This is a genomic window from Corynebacterium sp. LaCa_70, assembly GCF_058182015.1.
The window spans coordinates 2,418,668-2,440,762 of record NZ_CP190914.1; the positions used below are offsets into that span (position 1 = coordinate 2,418,668).

A 22,095-nucleotide genomic window follows, 5' to 3' on the forward strand; every position below is an offset into this window, starting at 1 on the left:
TTTATCCTGGGTACGGTGCGTTCGGGCGGGCGTAGAAGATCCAGACCAGCACCGTGGTGATCGTGAAGTACACGACGCAACCGATAAAGAAGACGGTTGGTGCCAACATCGAGAGCAAAACACCAACGATGAATGGGCCGAAGGCCGCCGTAGCACCAGTCCAGCCAATCACGCCACCTGCCTGGCGTTTCGGCAGGATCATCGGCATTTGTTTGAAGGTTCCGGCGTTCGCTAGGCCGGTGAAGAAGAACACTACCAGCATCGAACCTAAGAACCACCACATTTGGTCGGGGTGGGTAGGCGTCAGGAAGAACGTCGCGACGACGGTGAAAATCGTCATTCCGAGACAGCCAATGAACGTCCAGATGGCGCCGCCGAATTTATCGCAGAGTGGTCCCCACATTGCGCGGACTAGGGCGCCGATGAGTGGGCCGAGGAAGGCGAAGGTGGCACCGTTCGGCAGTTCTTCGAATTGGCCGGCGAATTCCGAGCCAGCACCGAAGGTCTGGTTGATCAGCAGCGGCAGCTGAGCGGCGAAGCCAGCGAAACCGCCGAAGGTCATCATGTAGACGATGGTGAGAATCCACGTGTTTTTGTTGCCGAAGATGTCGATCTGCTGGCGGAAGTTCGCCTCGATCGGCACGTCTTTCAACAAGGTAAACGCCAGGATCGCGCCGACGATGGCCCAGGGGACCAGGAAGATCGCTGGGTTGTGCACGAAGATGTGGCCGTCGTCGGTGCGCTGCGGTGCAACGAAACCGACGCCCAACAGGGTGAATCCCATCAACCATGGGGCAACTAGCTGGATGAATGAGATACCGAAGTTACCGATGCCTGCTTGTAGGCCGAGTGCGGTGCCGGACAGGCGCTTCGGGAAGAAGTAGCCGGTCGAGGGCATGAATCCGGAGAACACGCCGCCACCCACACCGGACATGAAGGCCAGAACCAACAGCCACCAGTACGAAGTGGAGGTATCTTGCACGGCGAAGAACCAGCCGAGCATCGGGATGATGAACAGCAGGGAAGAAACCCAAACCAGCTTGCGGGTACCCATGATGGGCGGCATGAACATAAAGAACAGGCGGAACAAACCGCAGGCCAGGCCTGGAATGGAGGTCAGCCAGTAAAGCTGAGCAGTGGTCAGGTCGAATCCGATTGCATTAAGCTGTGGAGCAATTGCGGAGACCAGGTACCACGTGGCGAAGCCAATGATGAGAACGAAAGTGGAAATCCACAGTGTCCGCCAGGCAATTTTGGAGTCCCAGTGATCAGATTTTTCTGGATCCCATCCCTGGATGACTTTGCCTGAGGTATCGAGAGTAGTCATTGTATCCTCATTAGTCGTAGGGCTTATGTTCCCCAATTTAGTGGCATTTGAATCGATCCAGGAAACCCAAAACGGCTAAATTTTTATTAAATTACGACACGTAAATCTTGCGTAATTCACACAGCGAACAATCCCGCAGGTAAGCTACTTAAGGTAGCCCTAAGCTGGGGAAACAATCGCCCGCTATGACTTTTATCACCGCCCATTTTCAAGAAATTGGAGGCGAAATATGGGTACAAAACTAGCTACCATTATCGTCAGTTCCGACCGGATTTTAACGAAAGGTAAAACAAATAAATCCGGTGAAATTGCCCAGGATTTTATTAAAAATTACGGATTGCAATTGCACGATTCCACGGTGGTGGCAGAAGGTTACACCCCCGTCGACGATGCTATAAAAACGGCGCTCGCCGCCGACTGCAAGATCATCATCGTCATCGGCGGCACCGGCATTGGCGCTACCAACTTCACGCCAGAAGTTACCGAAAAATACCTTAGTGCCCGGCTTCACGGACTAGAGACGCAAGTACTGTTGCGCGGTTTGGAATCCTCACCCAAAGCAGGTTTGTCCCGCGGGATCATCGGCATGACCGAGCACGGCGGCGGGAGTCTGATTATTAACTGCGCGTCGTCGTCCGGGGCCGTCAAAGACGCCCTATCCGTGATCTTCCCGCTCCTGCCGGACATTTTCCGGGATTGTGAGAGCCTTTAAGGGTTAGTGCCAGCTGCAGCCTCAGGCGAGCCTCAGGCGCAGCTGTACCGTCCGAAACCAGAAGACCGAAGCTCACGATTTCAATAGTTTTCCAAAACCATTGTTTTGCGACCCCGCTCACACTATTCTTATGTGAACGGCATCGCTGTGAATAGCATCACAAAGCCGCGTGCTAGTTCTGAGCAGAAAGGCATTCTCATGACGGTTACCGATATGCACACCCGCACAACCGACCTACGCGCGACAGCGCTGAAATGGTTGGCTGACCTAGAACAGGCCACCAACGCCACCACCGCCCCGGACGCTGGGCGCGCCGTCGCCACGCTTTTCGAGGCCGATGGGTTCTGGCGCGATCTGACTAGTTTCACCTGGAACCTGCACACCGCAGAAGGCACCGACGCCATCGCAGACATGATTGCCTCGACTCACCCGGCATCTGCCTTGCACAATTGTGAAATTACTGACGTCGAAGACGAAGGCCCTGATGAGGTCACGGATAACGTCATTCGCGTGCACTTCACCTTCGACAGCGCCGCAATGCACGGGAAAGGTATCGCGCGGCTACGCAACGGCCTGGCGTGGACTGTGCTGACATCCGCTCGCGAACTCAAAGATTTCCCCGAACCCACGCGCCGCCGCCGCGCCCTCGGCGCCCAACACGGACCAAAGTTGGACCCCGAAAACTGGGCCGACAAACGCCAAAAGCGCCGCGCAGAACTCGGCTATTCCACCCAGCCCTATGTGCTGATCATCGGTGGCGGCCAAGGCGGTATCGCGCTGGCAGCCCGCCTGAAACGGCAAGGCGTGCCGACGTTGGTCGTCGACAAGGCTAATCGCCCCGGTGACCAGTGGCGCGGGCGCTATCACTCGCTTTCGCTCCACGATCCCGTGTGGTACGACCACCTGCCCTACCTTCCCTTCCCGGAGGACTGGCCAGTGTTTACGCCGAAAGACAAGATGGGCGATTGGCTGGAGCACTACGTCGGCATCATGGACCTGGATTATTGGACGAATGCCGAAACCACCAGCGCCGAATACGACGACAAGACCGAAACCTGGTCGGTGCATGTGAAACGCAGCAATCCGGACACTGGCGAGATCGATAACGTCGTCGTGCATCCCACCCAGTTGGTTTTGGCAACAGGCATGTCGGGTGTGCCGAATAAGCCGAAGCTGAAGGGGCAGGAGAATTTTGTCGGAGAGATCCGCCATTCCAGCGAACACCCGGGCGGGGCGGGCGATGCCGGGAAGAACGTGATCATCCTGGGCGCGAATAATTCCGCGCACGATATTGCTGCCGATCTGCACCACAATGGTGCGCACCCGGTAATGATCCAGCGCTCGTCGACCCATATCGTGCAGTCCGATTCTTTGATGCGCGAGGTCTTCGGCCCGCTGTATTCGGAGGATGCCGTTGATGCCGGCCTGGATACCGATTCGGCCGACCTGCTGTTTGCGTCCTGGCCATACAAAGTATTGCCGGATGTGCAGCGCCCAATCTTCGACAAAATCAAAAGGGACGACGCCGAGTTTTATGAGCACCTGCGCGAGAAGGGTTTCCTGCTCGATTTCGGCGACGACGGCTCCGGGCTCTTCCTGAAATACCTGCGCCGCGGGTCAGGCTATTACATCAACGTGGGCGCCTCGGAGCTGGTGGCTGCTGGTTCAATTCCCGTGCATTCGGGAACTACCATCGCGGAGGTCGGCACGGATACGGTTACGCTTGCCAACGGCACCGTGCTGCCAGCAGACGTCATCGTGTTGGCCACCGGCTATGGCTCGATGAACGGTTGGGCGGAAATGCTCATTTCTAAGGAAGTCGCTGACAAAGTTGGTAAATGTTGGGGCTTGGGTTCTGACACGACGAAGGATCCGGGGCCGTGGGAAGGCGAGCTGCGCAATATGTGGAAGCCAACCCAGCAAGATAACCTTTGGTTCCACGGTGGCAATTTGCACCAGTCGCGGCATTATTCGCGCTACCTCGCGCTACAGCTGAAAGCGCGTTATGAAGGCCTGGATACCCCGGTTTATCGACTAGCACCAGTGCACCACACTGGTTAACGTCGCCTGAACTATTTTTAGCTAGCGATGCTTGGCGCGCAGCACGGTGATGTTTCACGTGAAACATCACCGTCACATATCACCGTCACATTAGGCTGCATCTAATCCAAGGATCGCGATCGCCTTGTCTGTTAACTCAAAAGACAAGGGTTTCTTGGACACTTCCCGGATGTAACCCTGAGTAACAAGTTCATCTGCAACTGGGCGCACAGTATTCCAATGTTTCGCCATGTATTGCGTAATTTCGTGCAGGGACACCGGTTCATGGGGACCAAAGAGGAAGGCCTGCCCAAGAATCGACAAAAACGCTTTCTGATAATCCGAGAGTTCAGCATCTTCGAGCCGATCTTCCAAGTTAAGAAGTTGCACGCGCTTCTCATCGAGGGACTCTTCGAGCTCTACCTGAGCGTCGCCAATGAGGTCGGCGATCGCCTTGACAAAGAAGGTCACTTCCCCACGGTTCAGTGAATGCTCGGCCTGTTGGAAAGCGGAATAGTATTTCGCTCGTTGTACAGAAAATTGGTGCGACAACGACATTGCAGTCGGCGCCGACAGTACATCCAATAACCGGAACGCCAACAAGAACCGCCCCAACCTGCCGTTGCCGTCATAAAACGGATGGGTGTATTCGAACATAAAATGCCCCACTAAAGCGTGGACCAGAGAATTTTCAGTGCTTAGTTGGGTGCGCAAAAAAGTATCCATCCTATGCTCGATATCTTCTTCCGTACCCGGCGCCCGATGAAGTGTTGTCGTTCCATCGAAAATCGTCACTTCGTGCCGACGAAAATGCTTCCCGTCTGGTGCGTCGTCGGCAGCAATTTCATGAGCAAGCAGATCATCATAAAGCCCCCGCAACTGCTGCACAGTTGCCGGGAATTCCATGCGGTCGGAATCTGGCACGAGCAATGATCGGTACAGCCCAGCCATTTCCCGAAACCGTTTGTGGGCGGTAGTAGAGGGCGGCTCCAAAGCAGACACGATTTCTTTCCGCGTAGAAAAAATCCCTTCGATGGCATTCGTCGCCCGAATTTCAGAGATTAAGATTCCCAGCAAATAGTGCTGCCGCCCAATGCCCGGAAGTGCTGCCCATTTATCGGAAATTCGCAGTTCAGTATGCCAGATTTTTTCCAATTGCGCGGCAATCTCGACGGTCATCACCAGAAATAGCGGATACCCCGCGACATCGAACTCCCATTGTAGAGTGGCTGGTGAGTCGAGTCTGCGCGCGTATTCCTTCTCCAGCGCCGAATGACCGTGCCGACTCGCGTGAAAGACCGTCTTTAATGGCTTATAACCAGATGTGCTTGCCATGAGTCGCGCCTTCTTCGGGTCGGTGTTGCTGCTTTAGATCGGTGTCGCTGTTTTAGATCAGCGTTGTAAGAATGCAGACAATAATAACGCGCTATTTTACAAAAATCGCGGTTTTTGTAAAATAGCGCGCCGCAGTGTGGGTCTAATTTACACCTCTGATGTAGATCCCTGGTTTAGGCCGGAGTGTTTGCGCTCCCACCGGTTACTTCCGAGTCCAGCAAGCTAATCGCCTCCTAATAACTTATTTGTTGCGGGAACGCTGCCACATCACAACATAAATACCGATGCCCAATGCGAAGGCGAATACGCCCAAGCCGAGGATCAAGCCGGAGAAGAAACTCATCGACGACGAGGTCGGCTTGTAGTTCGCGCTCGTGGCACCACGCTGTGCGGCACCATCTGCGCTGGCGAATGCATTGCCCTGACCATCGACGGCTTCCAGGTTTTCTCCGTCAGCGCCTTCCAGCGGAGCTGCTTCCAATCCCGGGGCCGAACCTGTGCCCGAACCACCGCCTGGTGCAGGAGCTGGAGCAGGTGCTGGCGCAGGTGCTTTAGCGGGCACTAGCGATCCGCTGGCTCCACCGCCACTTGGTGCTGGTGCTGGTGCTGGGGCTGCCCCGCCGCTTTTCGGTGCGACAGGAGCGGGCTTCGGGCCTCCACCAGCCGGAGCAGGCTTGTTGGTATCCGAGTTTCCTCCACCAGGCTGGCCCGGTTTCGCAGGCGCTGGCTTATTACCGGAATTAGACGCACCCGGTGCACCCGGCGCGCCTGGTTTTCCTGCAGCATTTGGCTTAGGCGCGTTCTTATCGTCCTTCTTGGTGAAAGGAGATACCAATTTGCGTACGGAATTTTCAATACCGGAGATCGCCTTTTCCGTCTGCGTGATTTCCTTTTCCATCGCGGTCAAGTGGTCACCGAAGGTCTTCGGTTTATTGTTGTTGGCCTTGCTCTTCGAACCAGAATTAGTGCCGGTGCTCGTTGATCCGCGATCAGCACAGTCGTAGTCGTCAACCAAGAACATGATGTCCAAGGTCTGGGTTCCGCCGCGTGGCAGCCCGAATTCGAAGCCCACCTCGTAGACACCGGCTTTTTCAAACACGAATCCGGTGTGCACGTGCGTGTTATACGGAATCGGCCACGCATCATTGGAATCTTCTGAATCCAGCACAATTTTGTTGTTGCCGAAATCTTCCGGAAGCCAACCAATCATCCGGCCAGGGCCCTGCTTCAGGTTCAGGTTCATCGACACTGACTCCCCTTCCACCAGGTGGTCGCCCAGATACATCGTGGAAAAACCAAGCCACGGAACGTTGGGCAATTGCGTTTGCGGCAGATACCATCCTTCGTCGGGCAGCCCCTCTATTCCCAACTTCCCAAGCTTCACGTGCTGGTCATTGGAGACCTCAACTACGCTGCGCCCAGACCCATAAGACAGGGACTCACCAGAAGAATCATCGATCAGTGCGGGTTCTAATCCGTTCTCCGAAAGAACCGTCATGTCCTGGTGGCCGTGCGTAATCTTATGATCTGGGGTCCACCCCTCCGAGGCAGTGCAGATTTCGTGGATTTGGGCGCTTGCCGACGGCGCGAGCACGCCTGCCCCCAGGCCAGCTGTCGCCAAGCCCAACGATAACCCTAGGCTCACAGCGGTTTTCGAGAAACGGCGTGGGCTGAGTCGGCTGAATGGGCTAAGTGAGCTGCGCACACGACCATGGCGGTGCGAGTGGTTCGTGGATTTCATGGTTCCTCCCAAAAGAAACGTCACCAGGAAGTTGCTGGTGTAATTCACCAGGTAGTTGCTGGTTTTTCGTGGCAATGAATTGTGCGGTATGAAGTTTGTCTGAGATTGATCGGGCTTTATGTGGTTTCGGCGGCTGGCTGTCTGCTCGCCCGCGCGGCCCTGGTGGTCTGCAGAGTTCTGATCGACGGCATCAGCGCCCAGACCACCAGGAACCAGACCGAGAGCAACAACACGATGCTGGCGCCCGCCGGAAGATCGAATGCCCAGGCGATATACAACCCGAAGAAGCTCCCCAACGCGCCGAAGGTCGCGGAAAGCACCATCATCGTCGTCAAGTTTGAGGTGATCAGGCGCGCGGTGGCCGGTGGCGCAATCAGCAAGGCGAGCACCAAGATATTGCCGACGGTGCCCACCGAGATCACCACGGCTGCGGTGACAGCCAGGTAAAGCACGATGTCCATCAGCAACACCGGGATGTTCATCGCGCGGGCGGTTTCGCGGTCCAGGCACGTGACATTGAGCTGGGGGCCGATGACGACGATCGTCGCCAAGACCAACACAGACACGGCCAAGGCCAACCACACATCGGTGCTGGAGACGCCGGTGAGCGATCCGAAGAGAAAGCTGCTCAACGAAGCGGTATACCCCTCGGTGCGGGAGATGATCACCATGCCTACCGCAAAAGAAGCAGCGAAGAAAATGCCGATCACGGAATCTTCCCGGACGTTTTGCCGCTGCGAGAACAACGCGATCAGGATCGCAACCACCGCCCCGGCCACAGCGCCGCCCAACAGAACGGAAACCTGCAGGGCGAATGCAATGGTCAGGCCCGGAAATACCGCGTGCGAAACCGCATCGCCAATGAAGGCCATGCCGCGCAACACCACATAACAGCCGACGACGGCGCAGGTGATCGCGGCGATCACGGAAATCGCGACCGCACGCGCCAAGAAATCCAGCTGCGGGTTCGCGAGATCCATCAGGAACTCCGGAAAGGAAATCACAGAATTAGGCATTAGACACCCACCCCAATCGCAGAGAGCAGCGGCGAGCTCGGTGCGACGGAGAAGGTCTGCGACCAGATCTGCGGATTCGCGCGGATCTCGTCGGCAGGCCCGTCGGCCACAATCCCCTTGTTAAACAACACCACGCGATGACAGGTATGCACCGCTTCAGCCAAGTTATGGCTGGACATGACGATGCTCGTGCCCTGCGCACTCAACTGCTCAAACAACTCCAACAGGCCCTCCGTATTCGGCGCATCCAGTCCGGTAAACGGCTCATCCAAAAACAACACCTCCGGCTGGGTAGCCAAAGCGCGCGCCAACAACACACGCTGACGCTGCCCACCCGAAAGCTCCGCGATGGGCCGGTCGGCGAGATCCGCAAGATTCGTCAATTGCAGCGCGGCATCGACGGCCTGGTGATCGTGCCGACGCGGGCGCCGGAACCACCCGATGATTCCAGTCCGGCCAGACAGCACCGTCTTGCGCACGCTCCAGGGAAACTCCCAGGCGACGTCGTGGCGTTGCGGCACATAACCAATCGAGGCATCCACGGTGATCGCGCCACTTTTCACCGGCACCAACCCGAGGATCGAACGCATAAACGTCGTCTTGCCCGCACCATTGGGGCCAAGCAGTCCAATGAACTCACCGTGGCCGATCTCTATGCAGGCATCGGTGATCACCTTCCGCCCGCCCAGGAAAACCTGCAGCTTATCGACGGTAATCAGCGGTTGCATGCTTATTTCTTCTTTCCGCGGCTAGCCACGCCGACGCCGACCAACACGACGACAAGCACTATTCCGCCGACCAGCAACCAAGACACCTGGAACCCAGACGAGCCCGTCGAGGCATTGTCCCAGTCAAAAACGGCGTTATGGGCTTCGGCGGGGTCAGTGCCCTCGCCTACCGCGAAAGTTACTGCCTCCCGCGCGGAAAGTTCCTGCCCGTCATGGGTGGTGGCAGAAATCTGCAAGCCCACCTGGTGCACGCCCGGATCCGTAAACGTCCAGTTCGCGTGGGTGTGGGTGTGCAGCTCGACGAAGAAGTCATCATCCTTGCCTTCTGCCGTCGACCACAGCACGTCCGGGGCTTCGAAGCCGCCGTTTTGTAGGAACAGCGCGAACTCACCTGGGCCGCTATGGCCGACAAAGTCCATGTTCACACCGTTTTGTACGTTCTCTGTCAACGCTGGTGCTTGGGTGTTCCAACCCAGCCACGGAACGTCGACGATTTCCGTCTGCGGCACCACGTAGGCCGGCTCATTCGCGCCAGCGCCCACGAAAGAGAAGTCATCGTTGTCCGGTAGTGTTTGCACCGAGTTTTCCCGCAGCTGGAACACCATATCGTCCAGATGGCGCCACACTGGCGGCTGGCTGCGGTCATCGCGGGCCAAGATCTGGAGTTCCCCGTCGATTACCATCGCACCAATATCAATGTGTCCGGCTTCGACGACCACCTTCTCGCCTTCCGGGGCGATCGCTTCATCGCCGGTAACCACCTGGGATAGGTCGCTTCCCTGCGCGGTCGCAGCTGGCTGTGCTAACGGGAAAAATCCTGCGCTCAACCCAGTTGCAGCCGCTAGTGCCAGGCCTGCGGCGCGGGTGCGCAGGGTGGTTGTGCGAGGTGTGGTTGTGCGAGGTGCGTTGTGAGTATTCATGGGAGTTCCTTTTCGTTATTTCTGTGGTTATTTCTGCAGTCATCGCAGTGTTGCCCCGGCGCGGCCGCACCGGATCTGCAGACTTAGGGGCTTAAACATCGGTTGATCTCATTCGCATTAAACCGCATCAGATCCAGGTACGTCGGCACGTGTTCGTCCAGGCTGTCGCCGTAAATCGTGCACACCTCTGCCCCGGCCCGGCGCGCGGTTTCTTCCAACGTGGAGGTGGAAGCAGCAGCATTCGGTTCGACGAACACCGCCGGGATATCCAGGTTTTCCAAGGTGCGCTGCAGTGCGATCACATCGCGCGGGGATGGCTCGATCGAGGCATTCGGGGTAACAAAACCGGCGATATTAATCCCGTATCCCTGCTCCAAATAGGTGTAGCCGTGGTGGGTGGTGACCAAGTGTCGGCGGTGTTCCGGAATCGCGTCGTACGCAGCGTGCAGTTCGTCGTCGACAAGCTGTACCTGCTGGTTATATTCGGCGGCGCGCTGCTGGTAGCGGTGGCCATTGGACGGGTCGGCTTTGGCCATCTGCTCAGCAATGACCTCCACGTACGCCCGCGCATTGCGGGTGTTGTGCCACAGGTGCGGGTCGATCTCCCCGTGCAAGTGCTTGCCCAACACCGCTTGCGGCAACAGATAGGTCTCCTGGCCGGGGCGCCCCAAAAAGCGGTAGGCCGGGTCCGGTGGGATGGGCTGCAGGGTCGACGACGGGATCGCGAGCACGGTGGTATTTGGGTCGAAGCTCGCGTCGTGGTCGCGCAGCGCGATGGTGCCGTCGGCAAGATCTGCGGTGATATCCACGTGGCCGGAGTCGATGACGTGCGCGCCTTCCTCTGGGTTCACGCCGACGGCGACGGTGATGGTTTGTTCCTCGGTGGCCTCCTCGCCCGGCTGTCCGGCGGCGGCGAAGGTGAGCTTATAGATGCCAGGTTCGCTAAACGCCCAGGACACGTGCGTGTGGGCGTTGGCAGGCAAATCAATGCCGGAATCAGACGGGAAAATGGGTTCCGGGGTGCCGAAGGTGGAAACGATATACGCCGAAACATCACCCGGGCCTTGGGCATCAGTCATGGTGAACTTCACCGAGTTCGCTTCCTGCGCCCCTTGCACGCGCAAGCCCAGCCACACGGCATCGAGAGCGATATTTTCCACCAACGGGATCAGCTCTGCCCCATACGATGGCGCAAGATCTGCGACGTCGACGACTTCCCCCGCGGTGGATTCGCGCAAAGTTTCGGCCAGCGCTGGTGGTTCCAGCAGCAACCCGTTGGCGAAGGCCAGGTCGGCATAGGCGACTTCGCGAACCGTGCGCAGGCTGGGTTCGAAATCGTGCGGGTCCTTGCCGGGTGGGATGAGCGTGGTGACCTGCGCGTCGTCCCCAGCAACCTGGGAGACTAGATCCGCCAGGATCGGCGTGGTGGCCACGACCCGCAGCCTCGGTTCGGCATTGCCAGCTGCCTGGGTGTGGCTTCCGTGCGCCTGGCTTCCCTGTCCTTGGGCGCTTGCCGACGCACCACTGAACGCATATGCTCCCCCGGCCGTCGCTGTCAGCACCAACGCGGCTACCAGGCCGTAACCCAGTTTTCGGGCGCCAGACCACTGCGCAATGCCTGTGCGCTGCGCGAATGTGGTTTCGCGGCGGTGTTTCATACTCAATCTTTCTGCACGTTCGTCTGTGGTTTTATACCTGCGGGATCATTGCGGTCTGCGGCGGTTGTGGCGGCTGGGGTGGTTGCGTGCCGGTCGTCGCCGTTTGCGCTTTCGGATCGCCGTCTGCGCCTTCTGCGCTTTCTGGGCTTGCGTCGTCACCCTCAGCAGCTTTCGATTTCTTTATTGCGAAGTGCGCAGCTGCCACGCCCAGGAACAGCAGGCCAAGACCCAGCACGATGGCCGCGATATTGAACAGCTTGGAGTCTTGCCCGGCCAACGCGGAAGAAAAACCATTGCCCAGCGGGGTGCCGTCGGCAGCCAGTCCTTGGGCCGCGAGTTGTTCTTCGCTTAAGCCCTCGGTGGCGGTTAGGTTCGCGTCGGCACCACCACCAGCGCTACCTGCTGCCCCACCACCGGCGATGCCGGCACCAGCGCATTCGCCACCATCGGGGTTGACTACCGCACCCAAGTCGAAGTGGCCGTCGCTAAAGGCGCCACCCGGGTTGCTGCCACCGACGACGAAGTTCAGCGTGGCGTTGCCGGAAACTTTCTTGCCGTTGTTGAGCTGCGCGGACTGGGTGATGTTTACCTGATAGCGGCCCGGCGCGCCGAAGACCCAGTTTGGGTGCACGTGGGTGTTGCGTGGGATGGCTTTGCTGCCCTGGTATCCGCCACCTGCAGCGCGGAACCATTCTTCACCCACGATCTGGCCCAGTTGGCCTTGCGAGTACACGGTCATTGGGCCTGGTCCGCTAAAGCCGGTGATGTCCCAGCGCACGGCAGATGCCAGGTGCTCGTGCATTGATTGGTGCTGCGTATTAGCGCCTAACCACGGCACGCCTGCGACCTGCGTGGCGCCGATCATCCAGGCTTTTCCTTCCGGCACGGTGCCAACGGTGCTCGGCAGGTTCACCTCGGCATTCGACGATAGGTAGAACGTCGCCCCTTGTGCTGGGCGCCATTGCGGCGGGCTGGTGGTGTCGTCTTTGATTTGTGGCTGCAGACCTGGGGTGCATTGTGCGTTGCCGCCGCCGGAAGTGCTTGCCGACGACGAGCCGCCGGCGGCTCCGGCTGGTGGAGCGGATTTCGGTGCTGGGCCCACATGCGCGCCACCGGCGCGTGGCCCTGGGGCTGCTCCCCCGCCACCCTGTGGTGCTGGGGCGCCAGGTTGGTTGCCTGCGTGGCCGCCTTGTCCAGCGTGTCCACCGGCTTGTCCTCCACCGTGGCCGCCTGGTGCTGCAGGTGCTGGTGCATCCCCGGCTTCGCCACCGACCTGCCAGGTGTAGGTGACCGCGTTACTGGATTGTCCGTTGGCGCTGGCATACACCGTCATCTGGTAGGTGCCCGGGTGGGTAAATGCCCAGTTGATGTGCTTGTGTGCGGGGTATGGCTGGTTGATGACCGAGCCGGTGCGCAGGTTGTAGGAACCATCGTTGGTGACGGATTTGATGCCCCCGAAGCCTTCGGTTTCGAAGATGTAGACCTCGCCCGGGCCGGAGACGTCTTGGAAATTGAAGTCCACGGCTTGGTATCCGTCGGCAGCAACCGGCTGGGTGTCCCAGCCCGGCCAGATGACGTCGTGGTTTTGTGATTGGGGCAGGAAGTACGTCGCTTGGCCAATGCCATCGACGCCTGCTGTAGCTTCTGACCAGGCGGCGTCACTGACGTGCAGGACGACGTCGTCGCCAGGTCGTTGTACTCCGCCGCCGGTGATGTCTTCTTTCATCGACAGCGACAGTTCTCCGCCGTGTGAGGTGACGTAGAAAACGTCGACGTGTCCACGGTCGAAGGTTTGGGCTAGCGCGGTGGGGGCGAATGCGGCTACCCAGCACAGCACCAAGGCTGTCAGCAGCGCGGAGTATGTGCGTGCTGGCCGTGGCGGCACAGTGTGCAATGCGGTCATGTGCGGTTACTTTCCGGGGAGGTGGAATCTGGGGGGGGTGGTGGGTTTAGTTTTTTAGCTGCGGGAAACGGTCAACAACGTAGTTGGCTATCTGCGGTTGTAGTTCCATGAACAGTGCAATCATGCGGGCGATGAACACACCACCCAGCAGTGGTGCCAACAGGTAGACGGGGTTGAACTTGGAGAAGAAGCCTTGCGGCGACGAGTTGCCCGGCTTGGATTGGTTACCTGGGTCCTTGGGGTCTTCGGGCTTTGGCTCTTTCTGCTCGTTCTGCTCGTTGTGGTTGCCGGATTGTCCATCGCCAGGGCTTTGCTGGCCTGGTTCGTGTGGCTGGCTCGGGTTACCCGGTTCGTGTGGCTTCTTCGGGTTTGGCGCAGGGCTGGTCTTACAGGTCTCCAGAACCTCGTCACCAACTGCGACGACGAGTTCTTGGCTCTCGGATTTCAGTTCCTGGCCATCTTTTGTCGTACCGCTGTAGCTGACGTCGAAGGTATAAATTCCGGGATCCGAAAACGCCCAGTGCACGTGAGTGTGCGTCGAATTTGAGGATTCGATTGCGTAATCCTGCTTCGTGGAATCCGCCAGAATCGTGTGTTCTCTGCCGAAGGATCCCGCATCAATAAACGCACCCCAGCTAGAATTTTCGGGTGTTTCACGTGGAACCAGGTTGAGCGATACGGGGCCGTCGAATTCTTTTTGTACCGGAATAGCTTCGGTGTTGTACCCCGGCCACAAAACGGCTCTGTCCTGAGCTTGCGGCAGGTAGTAAAACTCACTGCCTTTCTCGCCAATGAAGTTATACTTCTCATCGCTCAAATGTTCGGAACGCTTCCGTTTCGCGTTATCCCGGATCGCAAAAGCAACATCGTTCAAGGAACGCTCCACGGATTTATCCGCGGCAATCCGGGTATCGTCTTTCAACGCAATATCAAGGCCATCTTTGGTGCGTTTGCCCAAGATATCGACATGGCCGCGATTGAGCATGATCTTGTTTTCACACACTGCGTGCCCAGCGTGCTCACCACTACCCTGCTGCTCGTTGTTCTTTGGCGGTTCCTGCTGTTCTGCGCCTGGGTTTTGTGTACCCGAGTTATCGGTACCGCTATCGCCTTGGCCTGGTCTTTGCAGCTCAGGCTCTAGCGAGCCATCGATCTCACCCAAACGGAAGGTCGCTTCGGTGCTGGTTCCGGCATTGAATTTGTCTGTGACAATTCCGGACGCAGCCTTACGGCCAAATCCAGCATGCGGAATGACATCAACTTTCAGAATCGCGTTTTCCGGCAAGTGCCCGTCTTCAAACCGAAGCGTGCCTTTGCCGTCCTTAAAGGTACCCGCCAATTCTCGGTCTGGGGTGTCCTTTTCTAACCATTTTTCATTTTCATAGATGCCACCCGTAATCAGCCCCTGCAGCTGTGGATCTTTCGCCTCGACGACGATTTCTCCGACCCCATTGGCACCGGGGACGTATTTCACGGTGACCTCATCATTGGCGACCGCAGTATTCGGTGCTGGGAAGTCGAAGCTCCGCCGGTTATTGCCCTGGGGCAGCTGCTCCGCGTGATTGTCCGAGGTGGTTGTGACCCCGGCCTGGCCTGCAGAATATGCCAATGGTGCAGAAATCCAGTGCGCAGAAGTTTCATCATCCGGGGTAAATACTGCTTGAATATCGGATGCTTGTGCGCTCAGCAATTCATCCCAGGAGGCTTTGCCGTTTTCTACCTGCAGGTCCGTCAGAAAATAACCGTCGACGAATAACGTCACGGTGCCAGAAAGCTCTGGGTTTCCGGCGTCGAAGGAAATAGTAGAAAGTTTGTCATCACCATCGACAGCCGGATCTGTTTTTTTGGCAATGCTTAAGCTGTAATTAGCTTCTGCAAGATTTTTTGTGCGCGCCGGTTGATAGCGTTCCTGCAATGGCGCTGTTGCCTCTGCCTTCGGCTGCTGGCCGCCCGCCTGAATTACCATTGTGCGTGGTTCAGACGCCACATAAGTACCATCTTTGCGCAAGCCACTGGTTTGAAAAGTCAATTCATAGCGGCCAGGCTTGGTAAAAACAGTTCCGATGTGGTTGTGTTCACCGGGCTCAATCGAAATAGACCGTGGCGAGGAGTCACTGGTGCCCAAAAGGCGCAAGACATCGATTGAGTGTCCGGGCCTGTACTGCAGCTGTTCTACCTCACCCGGTCCGTCCACTGACAACAGGTCTAACGAGACCCGGCCGTTCAGCATATCGTCGACGTTTAAGTCTTTTTCTGCACCATAACCAAGCCATGCTGGGTCTTGTCGGCCTCCCAATGGCGTTTCTGGCGAATACACGTAGGTATTACCTGGATTGCCAAGGTATCGCAGACGTTCATTGTCATCGACAGTGAACTGATACTGCTGCTTCTTATCAGCGCCGTCACTGTTATAGCCCTTACCGACCCACACCGCCGACTCCGAGAGCTTGTGCGGGCCTTCGCCATTTTTCGCGTAGAGGTCGAACACCCCGGCGTCGTCTCGCACAGTGTATGGAGCGTCAATATGCTCTCTGGTGAGAATCTTTTTCCCATCGTCTGGCCCAGCGATTGCCGCTGGGAGCCCTGCGAACGTGGTGCCGAGAGCCGCGGTAACAGCGATGACCAACCGAGTATTGCGACTACGCCGCCCTGCCGCACGTGAGCGACGAAGTTGTGGGGTCATAACTCATAAGCCTTCCGTTATTATTAATGGGTTCCGTTTTCAACAATGGTGTCAAAATACCCTAGCTGAAAGTGGTTTGCAACAAGGCTTAAGGTTCCCGGTGTGTCACACAGGAATTGTGGAGAAATGACCCCATACGTAGAGAAAGCGTTTCAGCTCTTCCCTACTTTCCCCACTCCGGAAGCCCTGGGATGCCCTGCGCAAAGAAGTTTGCAACCTGCGGCTGCAACTCCATAAACAGCGCGACCATCCGAGCGATGAACACGATGCCCAGCACTGGTGCTAGCACGTGCACCGGGTTGAAGTTGGAGAAGAAGTTTTGCAGTGACCAACCGCCTGGCTTGGATTGATTGTCCGGCTGTTTTTCTGGCTGCTTCGGCGGCTGTGGCTTTGCAGGATTCTCCGGTTTCTTCGGGGCTTCCGGCTGTTTCCCATTGCCTGGCTTGTCTTGGTTTCCGGGCTTTCCAGGTGCAGGTTTGCCCGGCTGTGGATCTTTCGGAGTCTCCGGCTTAATGGACTCTTCTGGTTGTTTCGGAGCATCTGGATTGCCCGGAACTTCCGGCTCACCGGGCTTTGGCGCCTGCGGCTTTGGCTCACCCTCAGGTTTTCCAGGTGCGGGTTCATCCGAACCATTTTCTGGCTTGTTTTCCTGCCCTGCCCCTGGCTTCGATCCTTCCGGCTGGTTTGGCTCCTGCCCCACCTCTAGGTTCGGTATGGTGCAGGTCTCCTTCGCATCCTTGCCCACCGTAATGACAAACTCCTGGCTTTCGGACTTCATCTCATGGCCGTCTTTATGCTTCGCGCTATAGCTCGCGTCAAAGGTGTAAACACCAGGCTCGGAAAACACCCAATTTATGTGTGTATGCGAGGAAAATGATGCTTCGATCGAGTGATCATTCTTAGTCGAATCAGACAGAATATCCACTTCCCCTAGATCATGGTTGATATAGGTGCCCCAGGTTGCTCCTTCGGGAACATCACGTGGCTGCAAATTCAATGACACTGCGCCATCAATTTTGTCGTAATCGATGTGCTCGGTGTTATAACCTGGCCAAATAACACTCTGACGCTGGCTTTGTGGCAAGAGATAAAAGCCATCGTCCCCCTTGCCCATGAAATCAAATTTCGCATCCTGGAAATACGTTCCGCGCTTACGTTTCGTGTTATCTCGAACTTCAAGCGCTACTTCATCAAGCCGACGCTCAACATTTTTCTTTTCCACAATTTGAGTGTCATCTTTCAGGCTGATACCCAAACCGTCACCTTTGTGCTTCGCCAAGATATCCACGTGTCCGCTATGCAACAGATGCTTACCGACACACATCCCGCGACCCTGGTGCGCAGCTGCGTTATCGCCTGGCGTGGTTTCCGGGACACCTGGTGCATTTTCTGGTGTGGTTTCCGGAGCAGTCTCTGGAACCTCCTGCGATTCAGTTTCGTTATCCGCAGGCGGCTGCGAACCAGCACCATTTTCTCCGGGAGCGTCACCTTGCGGTCCTTGCCCAGCAGGACGATCCCCTAGTTGCACAGTACCTTCATATTTTTGGTCGGGAGCATAATTCTCCGTGATGACTCCCCTAGCATTCGCCAAGCCATAGGCAGGATGCGGGATCACGTTGATATACAGCACGCCTCCTGGGCCAGGCTGATAATCTTTCGGAATCGTGAAATGCCCTTTACCATCAACGATGGGTCCTTCAATACCCAACACCGGGTAGCTCTTATTCTCAGCGTCTTCCAGCTTGCTATACACGCCACCGGTGAATGAGCCTTGGAAATTCGGATCCTTGGCCTCAAAGTAATATGTGTCAGTTTTTTTATCACCGGGAACATAGCGCACATCAATGTCTTTGCTAGCCAGCTCGCTTCCAAGCTGTGGCATATTCAGGTTCCGCTTGTTATTTCCCTGTGGCAGAGAATCCGATTTTTCTGCACTGGTGATCTCTTTGGTCTCACCCGCCGAGTATGCCAACGGCGCTGAAATCCAGCGTGGCACGGTTGCAACAACCGACTCTTCGGGGGCCTCTGCATCGGCATTCTCAGAATGAGCAGTGCCAGCATCCGGAGTAAAGACAGCCTGGATATCCGACTGCTTCGGACTCAACTGTTCATCCCAGGTGGCTTTGCCATCTTTGACTGGCAAATCGGTCAGGAAGTAACCGTCAACGAACAACGTCACGGTACCCGTGACATTTGGATTGTTGGCATCGAAAACGATCGTCGAAAGTTTGTCGTCGCCATCGGCCTGCCGATCAGTTTTTGGAGCAATGCTCAAACGGTAGTTTGCAGCAGCGGCATCCCCATCCGGAGCCTTATTGAATCGATCCTCCAACGACTCCGTCTTCGTATCCAGTGGCTGTTGCCCACCAACCTGGATCACCTGCGTACGCGGATCCGAGGCCTTAAAATTGCCGTCTTTGTCCAGTGAGCTCACACGATAGGTCAGCTCATAACGCCCTGGTTTCGTGAAAAGCGTGTTAATGTGGGTGTGCTCATGAGGCTTAATAGAAATGGAATGCGGCGACGTATCCGTTGTTCCAATGAGTCGCCTCACACCAAAGTCATCGGTTGGGTCATATTTGTACTGCTCCATGTCACCGGGGCCATCAACGCTGAGCAAATCCAGGGACACACGTTCGCTCGGAATATCCGCAACCGGTAACTTTTCTTCAGCACCGTAGCCGTACCAGATGGGCGAATGATTGCTACCAGACGATACGCTCGGGGCTTGTAAGTATGTCTCCCCCGGCTTACCGATAAAATTAAAATCGTCGTTGGCTGGCAGCGTTATCTGATACTTCGAACCCTCCTTTGTTTGTGGCTTATGCCAGCCTTTACCGATCCACAATGCTGATTCCGCAAAAGCCGCGGTTGTTTCCTTAAAATCGCCATCAACACGCGCAGAATACTTTGAACGCACGTCATAGTGCCCATCTTTACTAACCACATAAGGCGAATCAATGTGGCGTTCCGTCAAAATAAGTTTGCCATCATCAGGGCCCGCCGAAGCTGCCGGGAGACCAGCAAACGCGGTGCTCAACGCCGCGGTTACTGCCACCGCTAGACGAATCCGCGAACGACGCGATCCAGGCACCGTAAAACGTCGCCGCTGAGCACGCACGTCGGCACGCGAGAAATCTGAAGTTTTCACTAATAAAGCCTTTCTTATTGAAACTCATTCCCAAGAGTTTAGTTAAAAATAGCCTACCTGAAAACAGGTTGCAACAAGACTGGAAACTACCTGCTTAAAACTGCAAAACCCACAGCTCAACTACCACCCATGCACCCATGCACCGCCGTGACGCACACTATGGCAAAACAAAACCGGGCCCATCACGTCCGTGATCAGCCCGGTCACCCGAAAAAATCATGCTGTAGAAAACTGCTATCCCCGCACAGATTTAATAAAAATTCCGCACCTTCGCAAGCACTTCCGGCCACCGCTTCTCCAAACGCTTCGCAGCTGCAGCATGCCCCAGCCAAAGCCCAACCAGCGCAACACACAGACTCAGAACAACCCCAGCCCAGAACAACGTCGGCAAGCCAGACAACTGTGTGACACCACCATCACCGAGGTTCATGCCAGCAATCATCATGATGATCCCCGGCGCGAGCGGTAACCACACCATCAGCACAGATACCAGCATCATGATCACAGCACCGACGGAAAAACCCGACTTATCCTTCATCGGGTTGGTGCCCGGCGCGGAAACCTGAAACGGATTCCACACTGCCAACAGCGCCGCCAACCCCGCATTCAGCAACACCGCCGAGCCCGCGATTACCGCGAGCGCCACCACGATCGTCGGCTCAGTCCCCAACATCACCAAAACCACCAGGTAAATCACCAGGGTCGGCAAAGTAAGCAGCAAGACCGCCTGCGTGCGTGCCCACAATAACGTGCGCGGCGCCAACCCAGCGCTCATGTGCACCCAGTTCGACGGTCCGTCGTACCCGAGTGCATTCGAGGTCATACCGGCAGCAAACAACACGAAGAACAGCACCGCCAGATAGGCCATAAAGGACTGATCATTAATCGCGGCCAGTGCCAGCATCATCAACAAAAACAGCGGCATAACTACCAAGCTGTAGGTAAACCGAATATCACGGCGCCAATACCGCAAGGTCAGGGAGAACACTGCCCCGCTTGCCGACGCCCGCACCCCCGGCAACAACACACTTCCGGCCTCAGACCCGGTGGCTGCCGCCCCGGAATCGCCGGTTGCCGTCTGCGCATTACGCCGCAGCGCCCAGCGCCACACGCGCCACGCCACCGCTACCGTCACTGCCGCTATTGCTGCCTGCACCAGGGCAATTGCCCAGTGGGCCTGCAGCACAGCGACGGCCGCACCCGGTGCTGCACCAAACGGAGTCCATGCCACCAGTGCAAACAGAGCTTCCCACGGCAGCGAAAAATCTAGCCGACTGTTGGCGACGACATTGAAACCGAAAATTAGTACAACGAAGCCCAAAGCGCTGGCCATCGCGACTTTTTCACTGCTTTTGCGGTTTCCGACACTGCCCAGCAGCGTCGCCAAGGCTTCCCCACCAGCAACTGTGATCACGAATGAGCCCAGCACAGCCGGGATCCACACCGCAATGCCCCACCCACTGCCATTATGCACCAAGCCAACGGCACCAAGTACGATCATCACCAGCGAGTTAAAGATTGCCAGAACTCCCCGCACGGTCAACAGCGAGGTCACTGCCGAGCCCCGTAACTGCACTGATTCTGTCAGCGGCAATACCGCCATCCGAGCGGGATCAACTTGGTTCTCACCCGCCGGCATCAGCAGCGCTGCTATCCAGTAGCCAACTGTGCCCGCCGCGAGGCTATAAATCATGGGCATGAAATCGCCCTCAGCAGCTCCCAGCAGCGTGAATGCGCCGAGGCCAGCCAGCCCGAGGAAGGAATAAAACGCGACCAGTATGGCGATGAAAATTTGCGCGGTATTGGTACTGAAATGCCGCTTCCACAACTTCCAGTGCAAACTAGTAAAAACCCGTAGCGAGGGTTGTGCTGCTGTGTGCGTCACTGCTGCTCCCCCTTATCGGTAGTGGCATTCTCCGATTTCGCGCCGGCCAGCCACCCCAGCGAACCTTCCGCCAGATGGCGCCCACCGACCAATTCCACAAAGCGCTCGCTCAAGCTAGAACCAGCGCGCACCTCGTCTAACGTGCCGTCGGCAAGCAGCTGGTTCTTGCCAATCACCGCGACGTGATCACACAGCGCCTCCACGGTTTCCATCACGTGCGAAGACATAATCACCGTGCCGGAGCTGGCAACATAAGCTTGTAGGATCTCGCGGATAGTTGTCGCAGAAACCGGATCGACGGCCTCAAAAGGCTCGTCGAGAATCAGAATGTCCGGGCGGTGCAGCAACGCCCCGGCCAGCAGGATCTTTTTGGTCATGCCCGCGGAATAATCGACGATCAACTTGCTGGAAGAATCAACCAGGTCCAGTGCATCCAGCAACTCGCGGGAGCGCTGCGACACCGTGGGCTCGTCAATGCCGCGCAGCAAGCCCAGGTAATGCAAGTACTCCTGTCCGGAAAGGCGATCAAAAACGGGCAGCCCGTCGGCAAGCAGCCCGTAAGCGCCTTTCGCGGCATTGGCCTCGGCCGTACTACCCCACACGTTGTGTCCACACACCAGCGCGGTACCGGCATCGGGGCGCAGCAGGCCCGTAGCCATAAGCACAGTGGTGGTTTTACCCGAACCATTGGGCCCGACGAGGCCATAAAAACTTCCGCGCGGAACCGTGAGGTGAATATCCCGAACGACGACCTTGCCGCCGTAGGACTTGCTCAAACCCTGCAGCTGTAGCGCGGCATTCGGGTGCGGTGCGGAGTTCGGGTTAGGCCCAGATCCGGACGGCTGGTGAGAAGCAGATGATTCGTTTGACACAGAAAAATGCCCACCGGAAGCAGGACCGGTGGGCACGGCTGGATCGCTCATTGTTAGGCTACGCTTTCTTCTATTGGCGATAGATGCACTATCGAGCGTAGCAGCGCAACACGGACATGAATAG

General features: G+C 57.0%; 14 protein-coding genes. 2 read left to right on the forward strand and 12 right to left on the reverse strand.

Annotated features, from left to right (window positions below):
- Window position 1: 1 nt before the first annotated feature.
- Window positions 2-1,327, reverse strand: coding sequence for an MFS transporter (locus ACP8MI_RS11045; protein WP_049149956.1), 1,326 nt, complete (start codon window positions 1,325-1,327; stop codon window positions 2-4).
- A 229-nt stretch (window positions 1,328-1,556) separates the two neighbouring features.
- On the opposite strand from ACP8MI_RS11045, the gene ACP8MI_RS11050 reads away from it, so the two are divergent.
- Window positions 1,557-2,039 (forward strand): molybdopterin-binding protein, encoded by a 483-nt coding sequence (locus ACP8MI_RS11050; RefSeq protein WP_049149954.1) that lies wholly within the window; start codon window positions 1,557-1,559, stop codon window positions 2,037-2,039.
- 198 nt (window positions 2,040-2,237) lie between these two features.
- The gene (locus tag ACP8MI_RS11055; protein WP_490290669.1) at window positions 2,238-4,100 is read left to right on the forward strand and encodes an NAD(P)-binding domain-containing protein; all 1,863 of its coding nucleotides are present in this window, start codon (window positions 2,238-2,240) and stop codon (window positions 4,098-4,100) included.
- 90 nt (window positions 4,101-4,190) lie between these two features.
- Here ACP8MI_RS11055 and ACP8MI_RS11060 read toward each other — a convergent pair whose 3' ends face one another.
- The 11 genes from ACP8MI_RS11060 to ACP8MI_RS11110 form a co-directional block, all read right to left on the reverse strand.
- Entirely contained in the window at window positions 4,191-5,414 is a 1,224-nt protein-coding gene (locus ACP8MI_RS11060; RefSeq protein ID WP_455975306.1) for a Fic family protein, read from the reverse strand.
- Between the two features lie 241 nt (window positions 5,415-5,655).
- Complete coding sequence (locus ACP8MI_RS11065; protein WP_284589751.1) at window positions 5,656-7,155, reverse strand: choice-of-anchor M domain-containing protein; 1,500 nt, start codon at window positions 7,153-7,155, stop codon at window positions 5,656-5,658.
- A 116-nt stretch (window positions 7,156-7,271) separates the two neighbouring features.
- Entirely contained in the window at window positions 7,272-8,171 is a 900-nt protein-coding gene (locus tag ACP8MI_RS11070; protein ID WP_049168051.1) for an anchored repeat-type ABC transporter permease subunit, read from the reverse strand.
- Window positions 8,171-8,899 carry an anchored repeat-type ABC transporter ATP-binding subunit gene (locus ACP8MI_RS11075; protein WP_049168052.1) on the reverse strand — a complete coding sequence of 243 codons (729 nt, stop codon included), beginning with the start codon at window positions 8,897-8,899 and terminating at the stop codon, window positions 8,171-8,173. The genes ACP8MI_RS11070 and ACP8MI_RS11075 overlap by 1 nt, the downstream gene beginning before the upstream one ends.
- Before the next feature lie 2 nt (window positions 8,900-8,901).
- A complete protein-coding gene (locus ACP8MI_RS11080; protein ID WP_049168053.1) occupies window positions 8,902-9,819 on the reverse strand; it encodes a choice-of-anchor M domain-containing protein in 918 nt (305 codons plus the stop codon).
- Window positions 9,820-9,902: 83 nt separating this feature from the next.
- On the reverse strand, window positions 9,903-11,477 hold the full coding sequence (locus ACP8MI_RS11085; protein WP_018120636.1) for an anchored repeat ABC transporter, substrate-binding protein: 1,575 nt from the start codon (window positions 11,475-11,477) through the stop codon (window positions 9,903-9,905).
- A 31-nt stretch (window positions 11,478-11,508) separates the two neighbouring features.
- Window positions 11,509-13,380 carry a TIGR03773 family transporter-associated surface protein gene (locus tag ACP8MI_RS11090; RefSeq protein ID WP_126844207.1) on the reverse strand — a complete coding sequence of 624 codons (1,872 nt, stop codon included), beginning with the start codon at window positions 13,378-13,380 and terminating at the stop codon, window positions 11,509-11,511.
- Window positions 13,381-13,426: 46 nt separating this feature from the next.
- Entirely contained in the window at window positions 13,427-16,063 is a 2,637-nt protein-coding gene (locus tag ACP8MI_RS11095; RefSeq protein WP_126844209.1) for a choice-of-anchor M domain-containing protein, read from the reverse strand.
- A gap of 163 nt (window positions 16,064-16,226) precedes the next feature.
- Entirely contained in the window at window positions 16,227-19,214 is a 2,988-nt protein-coding gene (locus ACP8MI_RS11100) for a choice-of-anchor M domain-containing protein (protein ID WP_126844210.1), read from the reverse strand.
- Window positions 19,215-19,464: 250 nt separating this feature from the next.
- The gene (locus ACP8MI_RS11105; RefSeq protein WP_284589748.1) at window positions 19,465-21,099 is read right to left on the reverse strand and encodes a hypothetical protein; all 1,635 of its coding nucleotides are present in this window, start codon (window positions 21,097-21,099) and stop codon (window positions 19,465-19,467) included.
- Entirely contained in the window at window positions 21,096-22,022 is a 927-nt protein-coding gene (locus ACP8MI_RS11110) for an ABC transporter ATP-binding protein (protein ID WP_201809843.1), read from the reverse strand. The genes ACP8MI_RS11105 and ACP8MI_RS11110 overlap by 4 nt, the downstream gene beginning before the upstream one ends.
- Window positions 22,023-22,095: the final 73 nt, after the last annotated feature.

Bases quoted from the DNA above. Each gene is read 5' to 3' on its own strand.
- ACP8MI_RS11050 (WP_049149954.1), top strand. From the start codon at position 1,557: ATGGGTACAAAACTAGCTACCATTATCGTCAGTTCCGACCGGATTTTA.
- ACP8MI_RS11085 (WP_018120636.1), bottom strand. From the start codon at position 11,477: ATGAAACACCGCCGCGAAACCACATTCGCGCAGCGCACAGGCATTGCG.
- ACP8MI_RS11070 (WP_049168051.1), bottom strand. From the start codon at position 8,171: ATGCCTAATTCTGTGATTTCCTTTCCGGAGTTCCTGATGGATCTCGCG.
- ACP8MI_RS11075 (WP_049168052.1), bottom strand. From the start codon at position 8,899: ATGCAACCGCTGATTACCGTCGATAAGCTGCAGGTTTTCCTGGGCGGG.
- ACP8MI_RS11065 (WP_284589751.1), bottom strand. From the start codon at position 7,155: ATGAAATCCACGAACCACTCGCACCGCCATGGTCGTGTGCGCAGCTCA.
- ACP8MI_RS11095 (WP_126844209.1), bottom strand. From the start codon at position 16,063: ATGACCCCACAACTTCGTCGCTCACGTGCGGCAGGGCGGCGTAGTCGC.
- ACP8MI_RS11090 (WP_126844207.1), bottom strand. From the start codon at position 13,380: ATGACCGCATTGCACACTGTGCCGCCACGGCCAGCACGCACATACTCC.
- ACP8MI_RS11055 (WP_490290669.1), top strand. From the start codon at position 2,238: ATGACGGTTACCGATATGCACACCCGCACAACCGACCTACGCGCGACA.
- ACP8MI_RS11060 (WP_455975306.1), bottom strand. From the start codon at position 5,414: ATGGCAAGCACATCTGGTTATAAGCCATTAAAGACGGTCTTTCACGCG.
- ACP8MI_RS11080 (WP_049168053.1), bottom strand. From the start codon at position 9,819: ATGAATACTCACAACGCACCTCGCACAACCACACCTCGCACAACCACC.
- ACP8MI_RS11045 (WP_049149956.1), bottom strand. From the start codon at position 1,327: ATGACTACTCTCGATACCTCAGGCAAAGTCATCCAGGGATGGGATCCA.
- ACP8MI_RS11110 (WP_201809843.1), bottom strand. From the start codon at position 22,022: ATGAGCGATCCAGCCGTGCCCACCGGTCCTGCTTCCGGTGGGCATTTT.